The 14,350-nt window shown below is 66.3% G+C and carries 13 protein-coding genes; 8 read left to right on the top strand and 5 right to left on the bottom strand.

The annotated features are described in order from the left end of the window. The first annotated feature begins 2 nt into the window (after positions 1–2). From H9L16_RS13140 to H9L16_RS13120, 5 genes are read left to right on the top strand one after another with little or no spacing between them, the layout of a single operon-like run. Complete coding sequence (locus tag H9L16_RS13140; RefSeq protein ID WP_187552117.1) at positions 3–626, top strand: 2-dehydro-3-deoxy-6-phosphogalactonate aldolase; 624 nt, start codon at positions 3–5, stop codon at positions 624–626. Beyond that, entirely contained in the window at positions 623–1,774 is a 1,152-nt protein-coding gene (gene dgoD / locus H9L16_RS13135) for a galactonate dehydratase (RefSeq protein WP_187552116.1), read from the top strand. The genes H9L16_RS13140 and dgoD overlap by 4 nt, the downstream gene beginning before the upstream one ends. Before the next feature lie 4 nt (positions 1,775–1,778). Beyond that, positions 1,779–2,678, top strand: coding sequence for an SMP-30/gluconolactonase/LRE family protein (locus H9L16_RS13130; RefSeq protein ID WP_187552115.1), 900 nt, complete (start codon positions 1,779–1,781; stop codon positions 2,676–2,678). Beyond that, positions 2,675–3,595, top strand: coding sequence for a 2-dehydro-3-deoxygalactonokinase (locus H9L16_RS13125; RefSeq protein WP_187552114.1), 921 nt, complete (start codon positions 2,675–2,677; stop codon positions 3,593–3,595). The genes H9L16_RS13130 and H9L16_RS13125 overlap by 4 nt, the downstream gene beginning before the upstream one ends. Next, positions 3,595–5,283 (top strand): glycoside hydrolase family 43 protein, encoded by a 1,689-nt coding sequence (locus H9L16_RS13120; RefSeq protein ID WP_187552113.1) that lies wholly within the window; start codon positions 3,595–3,597, stop codon positions 5,281–5,283. Before H9L16_RS13125 ends, H9L16_RS13120 begins: the two co-directional genes overlap by 1 nt. A 15-nt stretch (positions 5,284–5,298) precedes the next feature. Here H9L16_RS13120 and H9L16_RS13115 read toward each other — a convergent pair whose 3' ends face one another. The 5 genes from H9L16_RS13115 to H9L16_RS13095 form a co-directional block, all read right to left on the bottom strand. Beyond that, on the bottom strand, positions 5,299–5,676 hold the full coding sequence (locus tag H9L16_RS13115) for a CrcB family protein (protein WP_187552112.1): 378 nt from the start codon (positions 5,674–5,676) through the stop codon (positions 5,299–5,301). 20 nt (positions 5,677–5,696) lie between these two features. Next, entirely contained in the window at positions 5,697–7,001 is a 1,305-nt protein-coding gene (locus H9L16_RS13110; protein ID WP_187554188.1) for a replication-associated recombination protein A, read from the bottom strand. 165 nt (positions 7,002–7,166) lie between these two features. Next, the gene (locus H9L16_RS13105) at positions 7,167–7,862 is read right to left on the bottom strand and encodes a hypothetical protein (RefSeq protein ID WP_187552111.1); all 696 of its coding nucleotides are present in this window, start codon (positions 7,860–7,862) and stop codon (positions 7,167–7,169) included. A gap of 108 nt (positions 7,863–7,970) precedes the next feature. Next, positions 7,971–8,603, bottom strand: coding sequence for an outer membrane lipoprotein periplasmic chaperone LolA (lolA, locus tag H9L16_RS13100; RefSeq protein WP_425507202.1), 633 nt, complete (start codon positions 8,601–8,603; stop codon positions 7,971–7,973). Positions 8,604–8,677: 74 nt separating this feature from the next. Next, positions 8,678–11,053: a DNA translocase FtsK gene (locus H9L16_RS13095; protein WP_187552110.1), complete on the bottom strand. Its 2,376-nt coding sequence runs from the start codon at positions 11,051–11,053 to the stop codon at positions 8,678–8,680. A gap of 280 nt (positions 11,054–11,333) precedes the next feature. Between H9L16_RS13095 and trxB the strand changes: the two genes are divergently transcribed. The 3 genes from trxB to aat all read left to right on the top strand — a co-directional run bounded on the left by trxB (position 11,334) and on the right by aat (position 14,266). After that, positions 11,334–12,287 (top strand): thioredoxin-disulfide reductase, encoded by a 954-nt coding sequence (trxB, locus tag H9L16_RS13090; RefSeq protein ID WP_187552109.1) that lies wholly within the window; start codon positions 11,334–11,336, stop codon positions 12,285–12,287. A gap of 102 nt (positions 12,288–12,389) precedes the next feature. Then, positions 12,390–13,520, top strand: coding sequence for a GNAT family N-acetyltransferase (locus H9L16_RS13085; RefSeq protein ID WP_187552108.1), 1,131 nt, complete (start codon positions 12,390–12,392; stop codon positions 13,518–13,520). Beyond that, positions 13,517–14,266 (top strand): leucyl/phenylalanyl-tRNA--protein transferase, encoded by a 750-nt coding sequence (gene aat, locus H9L16_RS13080; RefSeq protein ID WP_187552107.1) that lies wholly within the window; start codon positions 13,517–13,519, stop codon positions 14,264–14,266. The genes H9L16_RS13085 and aat overlap by 4 nt, the downstream gene beginning before the upstream one ends. The last annotated feature ends 84 nt before the right edge of the window (positions 14,267–14,350 follow it).

The raw sequence follows: 14,350 nt of genomic DNA, 5'->3' as shown, positions 1-14,350 counted from the left end.
GCATGGACGCACTCACCACGCCCTTCCGCCTGCCGCTGATCGCGATCCTGCGCGGCATCACCCCTGACGAGACTTCGGCACACGTGCGTGCGCTGGTCGAGGAAGGCTTCGACGCGATCGAGATCCCGACCAACTCGCCGGACTGGCAGGACAGCGTTGCGATTGCGGCCCGCGAGTTCAGCGTCGACGCGCGGATCGGTGCCGGCACGGTGCTGACCCTGGCGCATGTCGATGCGTTGGTCGATGCCGGCGGCACGCTGGCAGTCACGCCCAACACAAACCCGGCGGTGATCCGCCACGCGGTGGATCGCGGCCTGCTGGTCGCCGCCGGTTGCGCGACCGCGACCGAAGCGTTCGCCGCGCTCGATGCAGGCGCACAACTGCTGAAGCTGTTCCCTGCCTCCATTCACGGCCCGGCCATGGCGCGTGCCCTGCGCAGCGTGCTGCCGCCTGTCCCTCTATTCGCCGTCGGTGGCGTCACGCCCGACACGCTCCCCGGCTACCTCTCCGCCGGCTGCGCGGGCGCCGGCATCGGCGGCGAACTTTACAAGCCCGGCCAATCGGTCGACGCGACGCGCACGCATGCACGCGCGTTCCGCCAGGCCTGGCTGGACCACGCGGCATGAAGATCGTGCGCCTCACCACCTACCAGGCCGCGCCGCGCTGGCTGTTCCTCAAGATCGAAACCGACGAGGGCATCAGCGGCTGGGGTGAGCCGGTCATCGAAGGCCGCGCCGCGACCGTCGAAGTGGCCGTGCACGAACTCGGCGACTATCTGATCGGCCAGGATCCGGCGCGCATCAACGATCTGTGGCAGGTATTGAATCGCGGTGGTTTCTATCGCGGCGGCGCGATCCTGATGAGCGCGATCGCCGGCATCGACCAGGCCTTGTGGGACATCAAGGGCAAGGCGCTCGGCGTGCCGGTGTACCAATTGCTGGGCGGTCTTGTACGCGAGCGCATGAAGACGTATCGCTGGGTCGGCGGCGACCGTCCCGCCGACATCGTCGCGCAGATGCGCGCCTATCAGGCGCAGGGATTCGACACGTTCAAGTTCAACGGCACCGAGGAACTCAAGCTGATCGACAGCCCGCGCGCGATCGACGCCGCGGTGGCAAAGGTGGCGGCGATCCGCGAGGCGATGGGCGATGCGGTGGATTTCGGCATCGACTTCCATGGCCGGGTGAGCACGCCGATGGCGCGCGTGCTGTTGCGCGAACTGGCACCGTTCAAGCCGCTGTTCGTCGAGGAACCGGTGCTGCCCGAACACTGGGAGTACTACCGGCCGCTCTCGGATGCGACGTCCATCCCGCTCGCCGCGGGCGAACGCATGTACTCGCGCGCCGAGTTCAAGCCGGTGCTGTGCGCCGGTGGCCTTTCGATCTTGCAACCCGACCTCTCGCATGCCGGTGGCATCAGCGAATGCGTGAAGATCGCGGCGATGGCGGAAGCGCACGACGTCGCGCTGGCACCGCACTGCCCACTCGGCCCGGTCGCACTCGCCGCCTGCCTGCAGGTCGACTTCGTTTCATGGAACGCGATGCTGCAGGAACAGAGCATCGGCATCCACTACAACGAGGGCGCCGACCTGCTCGACTACGTGTTGAACAAGGAGGACTTCCGCTGCGACGCGACCGGCAGCATCGCCGCGTTGCCGAAACCCGGCCTGGGGGTGGAGATCGACGAGGAACGCCTGATCGCCGCCAGTCGCAATCCTCCGCGCTGGCGCAACCCGCTGTGGCGGCATGCCGACGGCAGCGTGGCGGAATGGTGAGCGGATGACCGCAACGCCCGCCAGGCTCCTGCTCGACAGCCGCTGCGAACTCGGCGAAGGCATCCTGTGGTGCGAGCGCCGGCAACGGCTGTACTGGGTCGATATCCTCGCCTGCAAGCTGTGGTGCTACGAGCCGGCCAGCGGCCATACCCACACTTGGACCATGCAGCAGCCGCTGGCCTGCATCGGCCTGGGAGAAGATGGCCGGCTCCTGCTGGGCCTGGCGGATGGCCTCTATGCCGCGGACGTGGATGCGCACGCGGACGCCACCACGCTGCCGCTGCGCAAACTGGCCGACGTGGAAGCCGACGACCCGATGACCCGCGTCAACGATGGCCGCGCGGATCGCAACGGCGGCTTCGTGTTCGGCACCAAGAGCGAACACGCCGACAACCGCAAGGCCGGCCGTTTCTACCAGTACACCGCGGCGCACGGCCTGCGCGATCTTGGCCTGCCCGCCGCGGCGATCCCCAATTCGATCTGCTTCGACAAGGCCGGCACGCGGATGTATTTCTGCGATTCGGTGGAGCCGCGCATCCTCTGCTGCGACTACGACGCGGCGAAGGCCTCGATCTCGAACGTGCGCGTCTTCGTCACCCTGGACACGCCGGGTGCCGAACCCGACGGCTCCATCATCGATGCCGAAGGTGCGCTCTGGAACGCGCAATGGGGCGCCGGTCAGGTCGTTCGTTACCTGCCGGACGGCCAGGTCGATCGCATCATCCGCATCGATGCAGCGCAGCCCAGTTGCGTGGCCCTGCGTGGCGACACCCTCTTCATCACCAGTGCGCGGGTCGGCCTGCCACCGCGCGTGCTGGCCGCGCAACCGGCATCCGGCGGGATCTTTTTCCATCACGTCGGCCGCGTGCTTTCGCGCAGCGAAGACCGGGTGCGACTGACATGATCGCAGTCGACTGGGGCACCAGCAGCCTGCGCCTGTACCGCCTCGACGTGGCCGGCATGGTGCTCGAGCGGCGACGCAGCGACGATGGCGTGCTCGCCAGCGTTGGCCGCTTCGGCGAGGTGCTGGCGCGCGGCATCGACGGCTGGGACGACGCCGTGATCATCCTGTGCGGGATGGTCGGCGGGCGCGGCGGCTGGCAGGAAGTGCCCTACCTCGACTGTCCGGCCGGCATCGCCGAACTCGCCGATGGCATGCAGCGCATCCACCCGCCCGGCTTCGACGGCCGCGCGCTCTGGCTCATGCCCGGCCTGCGCGACTTGATGTCCGACAGCGTGCCCGACGTGATGCGCGGCGAGGAAACCCAACTGGCCGCACTGCTCGGCAACCTCGCGGTCGGCAGCCACCTGGTCTGCCTGCCAGGCACGCACAGCAAATGGGTCGGCGTGCGCGACGGACGGATCCAGCGCATCGCCACCGCGATGACCGGCGAGCTGTATGCCGTGCTGCGCCAGCACAGCATCCTCGGGCGGCTGATGCCGGTCGAAGACGGCCGCTTCGATGCCTTCGCCTTCGACACCGGCCTGCGCCGCAGCGAGCAGGCCGGCGGCATGCTCCACCATCTGTTTGGCGTGCGCACCGCAGGCCTGTTCCAGCAGGTCGCGGAAGCAGCGTTGCCCTCGTACCTGTCCGGCCTGCTGATCGGCCACGAACTGCGCGCGTCCGGTGCGTTTTCGCAGAAGCCGCGGCCGGCCCAAGTGCATCTGGTCGGCAACGACCGATTGCTTGCCTCGTATGCGCATGCGCTGACCTCGCTCGGCATCGGCGTGCAGCGCCATCCCGAAGACCTGGCTGCGCACGGCCTGTATGCATTGTGGTCGCGGCGCACCGCGACGCGTTCAATCCCGGAGAGCGTGTGATGAAGACGCTTCGTTGCTGCCTCGCGATCGGCGTGCTCGCCTGCAGCTTGGGCGCAATCGCCGGCGAGGCGCGCTTCACCCGCATCGACTACAGCGGCGATGACGGCGGCGCTGCACCCAACGCCGACCAATACCGAAACCCGGTGCTCGCCGGCTTCTATCCGGATCCGTCCGCGATTCGGGTCGGCGACGATTTCTACCTGGTCACCTCGACCTTCGGCTATTTCCCCGGCCTGCCGGTGTTCCACAGCAAGGACCTGGTGTCCTGGCGGCAGATCGGCAATGCCATCGATCGACCGGGACAGATGCCCTACGGCGACGCCGAGGAACTCACCCGTGGCCTGTTCGCCGCCACCATCAGTCACCACGACGGCACCTACTACATCGCCAATACCTGCTTCTATTGCCCCGGCAAAGGCATGGGCAATTTCGTGATCAGCGCGAAGGATCCGGCCGGCCCGTGGTCGGATCCGCACTTCCTGTCGTTCGACGGCATCGATCCCTCGCTGTTCTTCGACCACGACGGCAGCGCCTGGCTGGTCAGCAACGGCATCCCGCAGGTGCCGATGCGCTACGACGGCCACCGCGCGATCTGGCTGCAGCGCTACGACATCGCCACGATGCAACTGGTCGGCGAACGCAAGGTGCTGGTCGACGGCGGCGTGGATCCGGCCAGCAAGCCGGAGCACGTCGAGGGCCCGCACATTTTCCGCCGCGGCGACTGGTACTACCTGACCGCCGCCGAGGGCGGCACCGGCGAACAGCATGCGCAGATGGTCTGGCGCAGTCGCGATGTCGAAGGGCCATACGTGGCGTGGGCCGGCAATCCGTCGCTGACCCAGCGCGACCTCGATCCGAACCGGCCATCGCCAATCACCTCCACCGGGCATGCGCAGTTCATCGAGCTGAAAGACGGCTCATGGTGGACCGTGTTCCTGGCCACGCGTCCGTATCGCGGCAACCAGTACAACCTCGGCCGCGAGACCTTCCTGCTGCCGGTCAGCTGGACAAGCGATGGCTGGCCGATGGTGCTGCCGCGTGGCGCACGCGCGCCGGCGATCGCCACGCGTCCCGCGCTGCCGCGCGATCCGCAGACGGCACCGATGTCCGGGCCGATCACGTGGAGCGAAGGCTTCACCGAGAAGCCCGGCCCGCAATGGCTGACCCTGCACGCCCCGCAACAACCGTGGTTCCGCACCGGCGATGGCGGTTTGCGAATCGTGCCCGGTGCGACTGCGTTGGGCGCGCATGGCAGGGCCGGCAACGGCCAACCGACCTACCTGGCGCATCGCTTGCAACACCATCGCGCGCGCATCGAGGTCATGCTCGAACCTGCGGGACTGGAGGCCGGCGAGCAGGCCGGACTGGCGCTGCTGCAGAACGAAACCCACCACCTCCTGGCAATGGTCGAACGCGATAGGAATGGCGCAGCGTTGGTCTTGCGGCTGCGCGCAGGCAAGGACGATCCGCTGTTGGGACGTGAGCTCAAGCGGGTGCCGCTGGCATCGACGCACGAAGCGGTGTCGCTGCGCTTCAAGCTCGACGGACCGACTTTGGATGTGTCATGGCGCACGCAGACTGGCGAGTGGAAATCGCTTGCAAGCGGGCTGGATACAAGTGTGCTCAGCGTCGACCGCGCCGGTGGCTTCATCGGCAATACGTTCGGGCCCTACGCCGTTCGCCAATAGAACTGGCGCGTCGGATCAGGGCGTCGCGGCGCGCATCGCCTCGGCCAGCCGCGCACCCGCCCAGACCAGCAACAAGCCCGCGACCAGCGTGCCGCCGAGATAGGCCAGCAACAGGTCGTTCCGATGCGTGCGTGCGAACAGCAAGGCTTCAAGCATCAGCGCCGAAAACGTCGTCAGCCCGCCCAGCAAGCCGACAATGAGGAACGCGCGCCAGTAGAGCGCCGCCTGCCCCCTGCCCTCCAGCCACACCGCGATGTACCCGACCGCGAACGAGCCGATCAGGTTTGCCGCCAGCGTTCCCCAAGGCATGCCGGAACCGAACTGCCGCAGCATCGCCCCGCCCAGCCAGAAGCGCCCCGCCGCGCCGAGCGCGCCGCCCAGCATCACCAGCATGAGCTGCTGCCACCACAGGCTCACGACGACCCGCTCTTTGCGGCTCGCGCCTGCTCTCGCGCGGCGCGCAGGGCATCGAGTTTTTCCTTGAGCTTGCCTTCCATGCCGCGGGTGGTCGGTGCGTAGTACACGCGCTCGCCCATCGCATCCGGGAAGCCGGTCTGGTCCAGCGCGATGCCACCATCCGCATCGTGGTCGTACTGATAATCCTTGCCATGGCCGAGCGACTTCATCAGCTTGGTCGGTGCGTTGCGGAAGTGCAGCGGCACATCCTGCGTGCCGAGCGCATCGACATCCGCACGTGCCGCCTTATACGCGCGGTAGCCGGCATTCGACTTGGCGGTGCTGGCCAGATAGATCGTCAGCTGCGCCAGCGCGAGTTCGCCTTCCGGCGAGCCCAGACGGTCGTAGGCATCCCAGGCCTCGATCGCCATCTGCATGGCGCGTGGATCGGCCAGCCCGATGTCTTCCACCGCCATCCGCGTCAGCCGTCGCGCCAGGTAGGCCGGGTCGGCACCGCCGTCCAGCATCCGCGCAAGCCAGTACAGCGCGGCATCCGGATTGGAGCTGCGCACGCATTTGTGCAATGCCGAGATCTGGTCGTAGAACTGGTCGCCGCCCTTGTCGAAGCGCCGGGTGCGGTCGGCCAGTACCTGATGCAGGGTGAACTCGCTGATCGTGCCGCCCTCGCCTTCTGCAATGTCGGCGGCGATTTCGAGCAGGGTCAGCGCACGTCGCACATCGCCATCGGCGGCACCGGCGATCTCGGCCAGGGACGCATCGGCCACCTCCAGCATGCGTGCACCCAGGCCGCGTTCGCCATCGGCCAGGGCATGCCGCAATGCGATGACGATGTCGTCGGTCGATACCGCTTCGAGCACATGCACGCGGCAGCGCGACAACAGCGCCGAGTTCAACTCGAAGGACGGATTCTCGGTGGTGGCACCGACGAACAGGATGCTGCCGCGCTCGATGTGCGGGAGGAACGCGTCCTGCTGCGCCTTGTTGAAGCGATGCACCTCGTCCACGAACAGCACGGTGCGGCGACCATCCTCGAAACGCGCCTGCGCCTCGGCGAGCACCTCGCGTACCTGCGGCAGGCCGGATAGCACGGCGGAGATCGCCACGAACTCGGCGTCGGCATAGCGCGCCAACAGCAATGCGAGCGTGGTCTTCCCACAGCCCGGCGGCCCCCACAGGATCATGGAATGCACGCGTCCGGCTTCTACCGCGCGCCGCAGCGCGGAGCCCGGCGCGAGCAAGCGGCGCTGCCCGACCATGTCGTCGAGGGTACGTGGCCGCATGCGTTCGGCCAGCGGCCGCATCGCCACGAGATCAGCCGAGCCTTCGGCATTTATTCGCGACGATGCCGAACTGCCCGGCTGTGCAGGCAGCAAGCTCAACTCATCGGCGCTGCTGTTTTTCGCGGATCTGGCCACGCCTCGATTCTACCCGGCGCGGTCTCGCCGGCGGCGACTGCTGATGCAGCCTCAGCTGCCGACCACGTCGAAATCGTATTGCGCATCCAGCCAGCGTCCGCTGCCCTGTTCGTAGAGGGCACGCACGGTGACCGGTGCAGTCTCGTTGCCGTCGAAGCGGGCCACGCCTTGCGCGCGCACTACAAGGCGTTGGCCGTCGCTGCCGATCACGCGCGCTTGCTGCAGCGAGACATCTACCTGCTGTGAAGCGAATTCATCGCCCATCGCGGCATTGACCTGCGCCTGCAGTCCCGGCAACGGCAGCGTGGGACTGCTGGCGGCGACGCCCTTGCCTTCCAGCACGATCGAAGGACTCAGCACGGCTTGGGTATCGGTGTCGTACAGCGCCTCGAATCGGATCGGCAACCATGCTGCGTCCGCACCCAGGCGGATCTGGCCTGTGCCATGCAAGGCGATATCGCGCAGGCTGGCGCGTTCGCCCTGCACCTCGCCCATGCGCAAGGCGATTTCGCGGCCTTCGAATCGGGTTTCCAGCGCGCCGATCAGGGCTGCGGCCGTAGCGGCATCCATCGACGCGAGGATGCGCGAATCGATGCCATTCGCCGCCGCCGCACGATCATGGCTGTGACCTTCGACCACGGTCGGCTGGATCCCCGCCGGCGTGCTGGCCTGCGCGGCAACCGCGCCCACCAGAACGAGGGCCAACATGGCGGCGATGGCAGTGCGGTTGATTCCCTTGCGATCCATGGCGAGGCATCCCTTGCGTGGCGTTGCGTCAATGTGCGCATGCCTGCGTGGAGCCAGCGTGAGGTGGAGGCCCGCTGCCTGAACCGATCGAGAACGCAGCGCCGCCGATCAGCCGCCGATCACGTCCACGCCCTTCTGCGGGACATAGACGAACGTGCCGCGCGCGAACGACGGGTTGCGCTTCCAGCCACTGAAGCTGATGCGCGTGCGCTGGCCGAGCGCATCCACGTACTCCATCTGCGCCAGACCCTTGTCGGCGAAGCCCAGGCGTGCCGACTTGAACGGCGCTTCGGCCTGTTTCGGCGTCAGCTCCAGCCATTCCACGCCGCCTGCCTTGCCCGCGTCCTTGACCACGAAATCGCGGTCGAGCTTCGACGGATCCAGCAGGATCGCCAGCGGGCTGTTGGCTTCCTCCACACCCTGGGCGCGGCGGCTGACCTGTTGAAGGTCGGGGTCATGCACCCACACCGTATTGCCATCGGCGACGATCAATTGCGGATACGGCTTCACGTATTCCCAGCGGAACAGCCGCGGCACCGAGACCGCAACGCGGCCGCTGGAGGTTTCCTTCTGCTTGCCACGCGCATCGAAGACCTGTTGGGTGAACTGTCCGTCCAGGCCCTTCAGGCCCTTGCTGAACGCGTTGAGCTCATCACGTGCGCCGGCATTGGCGATGTTGGCGGCCAGCAACAGCGCGGTGGACAGCATGGCGGTGGCGGGCTTCATGCCAAATGCGTTCATGTGCTCTCTCCTGCAACGTTGCCGGGAGTGTGTCCGAGCCAAGCTGAATGCGACGACACGATCCGGCGAGCAGCTCAGTTGCGAGGCGGCGGCGGCGCGATCACGGTGCGGTCGCCGTTGTGCTCGGGCGTACTGACCACGCCGGCGGCCTCCATCGCCTCGACCAGGCGCGCGGCGCGGTTGTAGCCGATCTTCAGCCGGCGCTGCACCCCGGAAATCGAGGCCCGCCTAGTCTCGGTGACGATCTTCACCGCCTCGTCGTACAGCGGGTCGGATTCGTCCCCTCCTCCGCTGCTGGATTCCGGCAAGCCGGTCGCGCCCACGCTGCTGCCGTCATACATCGTCTGCGACTCTTCCAGCACGCCTTCGACGTAATCCGGACCACCGCTCTGCTTGAGGTGTTCGACCACCCGATGCACTTCCTCGTCGCTGACGAAGGCCCCATGCACGCGCTCAGGCATGGCGGTGCCGGGCGGCATGTACAGCATGTCGCCGTGTCCCAGCAGGGTTTCGGCACCCGACTGGTCCAGGATGGTGCGGCTGTCGATCTTGCTGCTGACCTGGAACGCGATGCGGGTCGGGATGTTCGCCTTGATCAGCCCGGTGATCACATCGACCGATGGCCGTTGGGTGGCCAGGATCAGATGCATGCCGGCGGCGCGCGATTTCTGCGCCAGTCTGGCGATCAGTTCCTCGACCTTCTTGCCGACGACCACCATCATGTCGGCGAATTCATCGATGAAGATGACGATGAACGGCAACGGTTCCAACGGACGCGGCGCTTCGTCAAGCTCGGGATTCGGCTTGAACAACGGATCCATCATCGGCTGGCCGGCCTCGATCGCATCACGCACTTTCTTGTTGAAGCCCGCCAGGTTGCGAACGCCGACCGCACTCATGAGCTTGTAGCGGCGTTCCATCTCCGCCACGCACCAGCGCAGGCCGTTGGCGGCCTCTTTCATGTCGGTCACGACCGGTGCGAGCAGATGCGGGATGCCCTGGTAAACCGAGAGCTCCAGCATCTTCGGGTCGATCATCAGCATCCGCACATCCTTGGCGGACGCCTTGTAAAGCAGGCTCAACACCATGGCATTGACCGCAACCGACTTGCCTGAGCCGGTGGTGCCCGCGACCAGCAGGTGCGGCATTCGTGCGAGGTCGGCGACCGTTGGCCGCCCTGCGATGTCCTTGCCCAGCGCCAGCGTGAGCGGGCTGGTGGACTTGTCGTATTCCTTGGAGCGCAGCAATTCGCTGAGATAGATCATCTCGCGATGGGTGTTCGGCGTTTCCAGGCCGATCACCGACTTGCCCGGGATCACATCGACCACGCGCACGGATTTCACGCTGAGACCGCGGGCGATGTCCTTGTCCAGCGAGCTGATCTGGCTGACTTTGACGCCGGCCGCCGGCTGCACTTCGAAGCGGGTGATCACCGGACCGGGATAGGCACCCACGACTTCGGCATCGATGCGGAAGTCCTTGAGCTTGAATTCGATCTGCCGCGACAGCGTTTCCAGCGTTTCCTCGCTGTACCCCTTGGGCTGCGGCTTGGGATCGTCCAGCAACGCCAACGGCGGAATGCCGGAGCCGTCGGCCACGTGGAACAGCGGGATCTGCTGCTCGCGCTTGGCACGCTCGCTCTTTTCGACCACCGGCGCAGGTGGCGGCTCGATGCGGACCTTCTCGCGCCTGGCGCGCAATTCGCTGTCGACCTTGCGGGCTTCCACGCGCTCCTCGCGGAACGCACGCGCTTCGCTCCAGTCGTTGGCTTGTTGCGCGCCCTTGCGCGCACCGCGGGTCAGCAGTCCCGGCAAGGACAGCGCGAACGCGCCGATCCGGTCCATCACCGCCAGCCACGACAAACCGGTCGCTAGCGTGACCGAAATCAGGAACAGGCTGACCAGGAACAGGTTGGCACCGACCGGGCCGAAACCACGCAACAGCGAGCGACCGGTCAGCTGGCCGAGCACGCCACCACTACCGAACGAGAGATCGTTGGAACCCTGGATGCGCAGGGTCAGTAGCCCGCACGCGGCGACCAGGAAGCCGACAATCCCGACCAGTCGCAGCGCAGGGCCCAGGTCGGCATCGCCATCACCATCGGTGTCCATGCCGAACAACGCGATCCAGGCGATCGCGCCAAGGACCAGCGGCAGCAGGAACGCCACATAACCGGTCAGCACCAGCAACACGTCGGCGATCCACGCGCCCACGCGCCCGCACGCATTTTGCAGCGGTGCCGTCACTGCACCCGAACTGGACCAGCCCGGATCAGTGGGCGAGTACGTGACCAGACTGGCCAGCAGGAACAGCAGCAAGGGCGCAATCGCGATCAACGCTAGGTCGCGCCACAAGCGCTGACGACGCGGGCTTGCCGCCGCACGCGGAGTTGCGGATTTCGTTGCCGGTTTGCGACTGCTTTTCCCGGTCTCGGACGCCGTGCGTGCCACCTGTGATCAGACCTCAGGAAGTTTCCCTAGGCCTTTGATAATACGTCAAAGTTTCATGTGAATGCAGGTCTGCGTGCCAGCGCCAGAGAAGCGGTGACATTGAAGAACCGGTTGCGATGCCGCTGCGCTGACAACAACGACGCTGCCTGCAGCAAATCTCCGATGGCGGATGACAGCGTTGCGCCCTGCGTGCCTTGTGCCGCGGCGACCCCGCCTCCAAGCTATGCATCGGCTGCGGATCCCTCGATCCACGGAATGACCTGGTGCCCTAGCGAACCCCATGACCCCGACCAAGCACACCCGCCTGCTCATCCTCGGCTCCGGCCCCGCCGGCTGGACCGCCGCGGTGTATGCCGCGCGCGCCAACCTCAAGCCGGTCGTGGTCACCGGCATGGCCATGGGCGGCCAGCTGATGACCACCACCGAGGTCGACAACTGGCCGGGCGACGCCCACGGCCTGATGGGTCCGGACCTGATGGCGCGGATGCAGGCGCATGCCGAGCGCTTCGACACCGAGACCGTGTTCGACCACATCCACACCGCCGACCTCTCGCAGCGGCCGTTCCGGCTCAAGGGCGATTCGGGCGACTACACCGCCGATGCGCTGATCATCGCGACGGGCGCCACTGCCAAGTACCTCGGCATCCCGTCGGAGGAAGCGTTCAAGGGTCGTGGCGTCTCCGCCTGCGCCACCTGCGACGGTTTCTTCTACAAGGACCAGGACGTGGCGGTGATCGGCGGCGGCAACACCGCGGTGGAGGAAGCGCTGTACCTGTCCAACATCGCCCGCAAGGTCTACCTGGTGCATCGCCGCGACACCCTGCGCGCGGAGAAGATCATGCAGGACAAGCTGTTCGCCAAGATCGAGGCCGGCAAGATCGAGCCGGTCTGGCACCACACCGTCGATGAAGTGCTGGGCAACGATGCCGGCGTCACCGGCATGCGGGTCAAGTCGATGCTCGATGGCAGCACCCGCGAGATCGCGGTGCACGGCTTCTTCGTCGCCATCGGTCATTCGCCCAACACGTCGCTGTTCGACGGCCAGCTGGCGATGAAGAACGGCTACCTCAGCATCCACACCGGCCTGGAAGGCAATGCCACCCAGACCAGCGTGCCGGGCGTGTTCGCCGCCGGCGACGTCGCCGACCAGGTGTATCGCCAGGCGATCACCTCCGCCGGCTTCGGCTGCATGGCCGCGCTGGATGCGGAGAAGTTCCTCGATGAGGGACATTGAGGACACCGGACTCTCTCGTCATCCCGGCGAACGCCGGGATCCAGTTTTTTCGTCGAAGGATTAGAACTGGATTCCGGCTTACGCCGGAATGACAACTGGAAGATGGCTGTTACCCGTATCCACCGTGCCCTCTCGGACATCCCCGCTGCCGACTGGGATGCGCTGCACGACGGGTGCAATCCCTTCGTCACCCATGCTTTCCTGTCCGGGCTGGAAACCACCGGTTGCCTGCGCGAGGACTGGGGCTGGACACCGTGCCACCTCGGCCTGTGGGACAGCGATCTGTTGGTGGCCGCGGCACCCGGTTATCTCAAATCCAATTCGCATGGCGAATTCGTGTTCGACCACGCATGGGCGCATGCCTATGCGCAGCATGGACTGGATTACTTCCCGAAGTGGCTGGTTGCGGCGCCCTACTCGCCCGTGACCGGACCGCGATTGCTCGCACGCGACGAGGCTTCAAGGCGCGCTTTGCTGGACGCGATCGCCGGGTTCCTGCAGCAGTCCGGGCTGTCGTCGGTGCACGTGAATTTCCACGATGCCGCGGACGAGGCGCTCTTCGGCGCCGACTGGCTGCTGCGCGAGGACATCCAGTATCACTGGCACAACAACGCTGGCTGGGCGAATTTCGAGGATTTCCTCGCAGCGATGGACCACAAGCATCGCAAGAACATCCGCCAGGAGCGCCGCAAGGTGCACGATGCCGGCATCACGTTTCGCGTCATGCATGGCGATGAAGCCTACGACGAAGATCTGGCCGCGATGCACCGGTTCTACCTGCAGACCTTCGCCGAGTACGGCAATTCACCGGCGCTGACGCTGGACTTCATCCGTCATCTCGCCCACGCGATGCCACGACAACTGGTCATCGTGCTGGCCGAACGCGAAGGCCGCTCCATTGCCGGGGCGCTGTGCCTGCGCGGTGGCGACACCCTTTACGGTCGCTACTGGGGCGCTGCAGAACTGCATGCGGGCCTGCATTTCGAGGCCTGCTACTACCAGGGCATCGAGTACTGCCTGCGCGAAGGCCTTACCCGCTTCGAGCCCGGCGCGCAGGGCCGTCACAAGATCGCGCGCGGGTTCCTGCCGACCCTCGTGCGCAGCCGACACCGCATCGCCGATCCGCGCTTTGCAGACGCGATCGGTGCATGGTGCGCGGAGGAACGCATGTCGACCCGCGAGCATCTGCGGCATTTGCAGGCGCACTCGCCGTTCCGGGCTGCACTGGAATGAGCCTGCGAATCGTCCAGTTGGATGACGACCCGGAGTCACCCTTTCCGTCCATCGCGCATGCCCTGGCGGAACCCGATGGTCTGCTTGCATTCGGCGGCGACTTGTCGCCGATACGTCTTCTCAATGCCTATCGCCACGGCATCTTCCCGTGGTTCTCGGAGGACGAGCCGCCGCTGTGGTGGAGCCCGTCGCAGCGGGCGGTGTTCCGCACGGAGCGCATCCGACTGTCATCGCGACGGCGACGGGCGTTGCGCACGTCGACGCTGGTCGTCCGTGCCGATACCTGTTTCCGGACGGTGATCGAAGCCTGCGCGCACCTGCCCCGCCCCAGTCAGGGTGGCGGAACGTGGATCACCGGCGCGATCGTTGAAGCCTATGTGCAACTGCATCGGCTCGGCCATGCGCACAGCATCGAAGTCTTCGATGGCAATGCCCTGGTCGGCGGGCTGTACGGGCTGGCGATCGGGCGGATGTTCTGCGGCGAAAGCATGTTCTCCGCGCAATCCGGTGCATCCACCATTGCCTTGGCCGCCCTCGCCCAACGGTTGCATGCATGGGGCTGGCCGTTGATCGACGCTCAGGTTCCGAACGATCACACACGAATGTTGGGCGTCGAAACCTGGCCAAGGACTGCTTACCTGCAGGCGCTCGAGTCATTGCTCGGTAGCGAGGGGCTGGCGGGGAATTGGGCCCAGTGCTTCGGCGAAATCCCCGCCGCATCGCTTGCCACGCCATCAGCGGCTTAACGGGATTTTTGCAAGCCCCGGCGTCACGTGTCAGAATGCCGCGCTTTCGGGTCGCGGTCTCGCGCCCGTCTCCGAGCCAGCAAC

Origin of the sequence: Thermomonas carbonis, from assembly GCF_014396975.1 — a bacterium.
GTDB classification, from domain to species: Bacteria; Pseudomonadota; Gammaproteobacteria; order Xanthomonadales; family Xanthomonadaceae; genus Thermomonas; species Thermomonas carbonis.
This window is presented reverse-complemented; position numbering and strand designations above follow the sequence as displayed.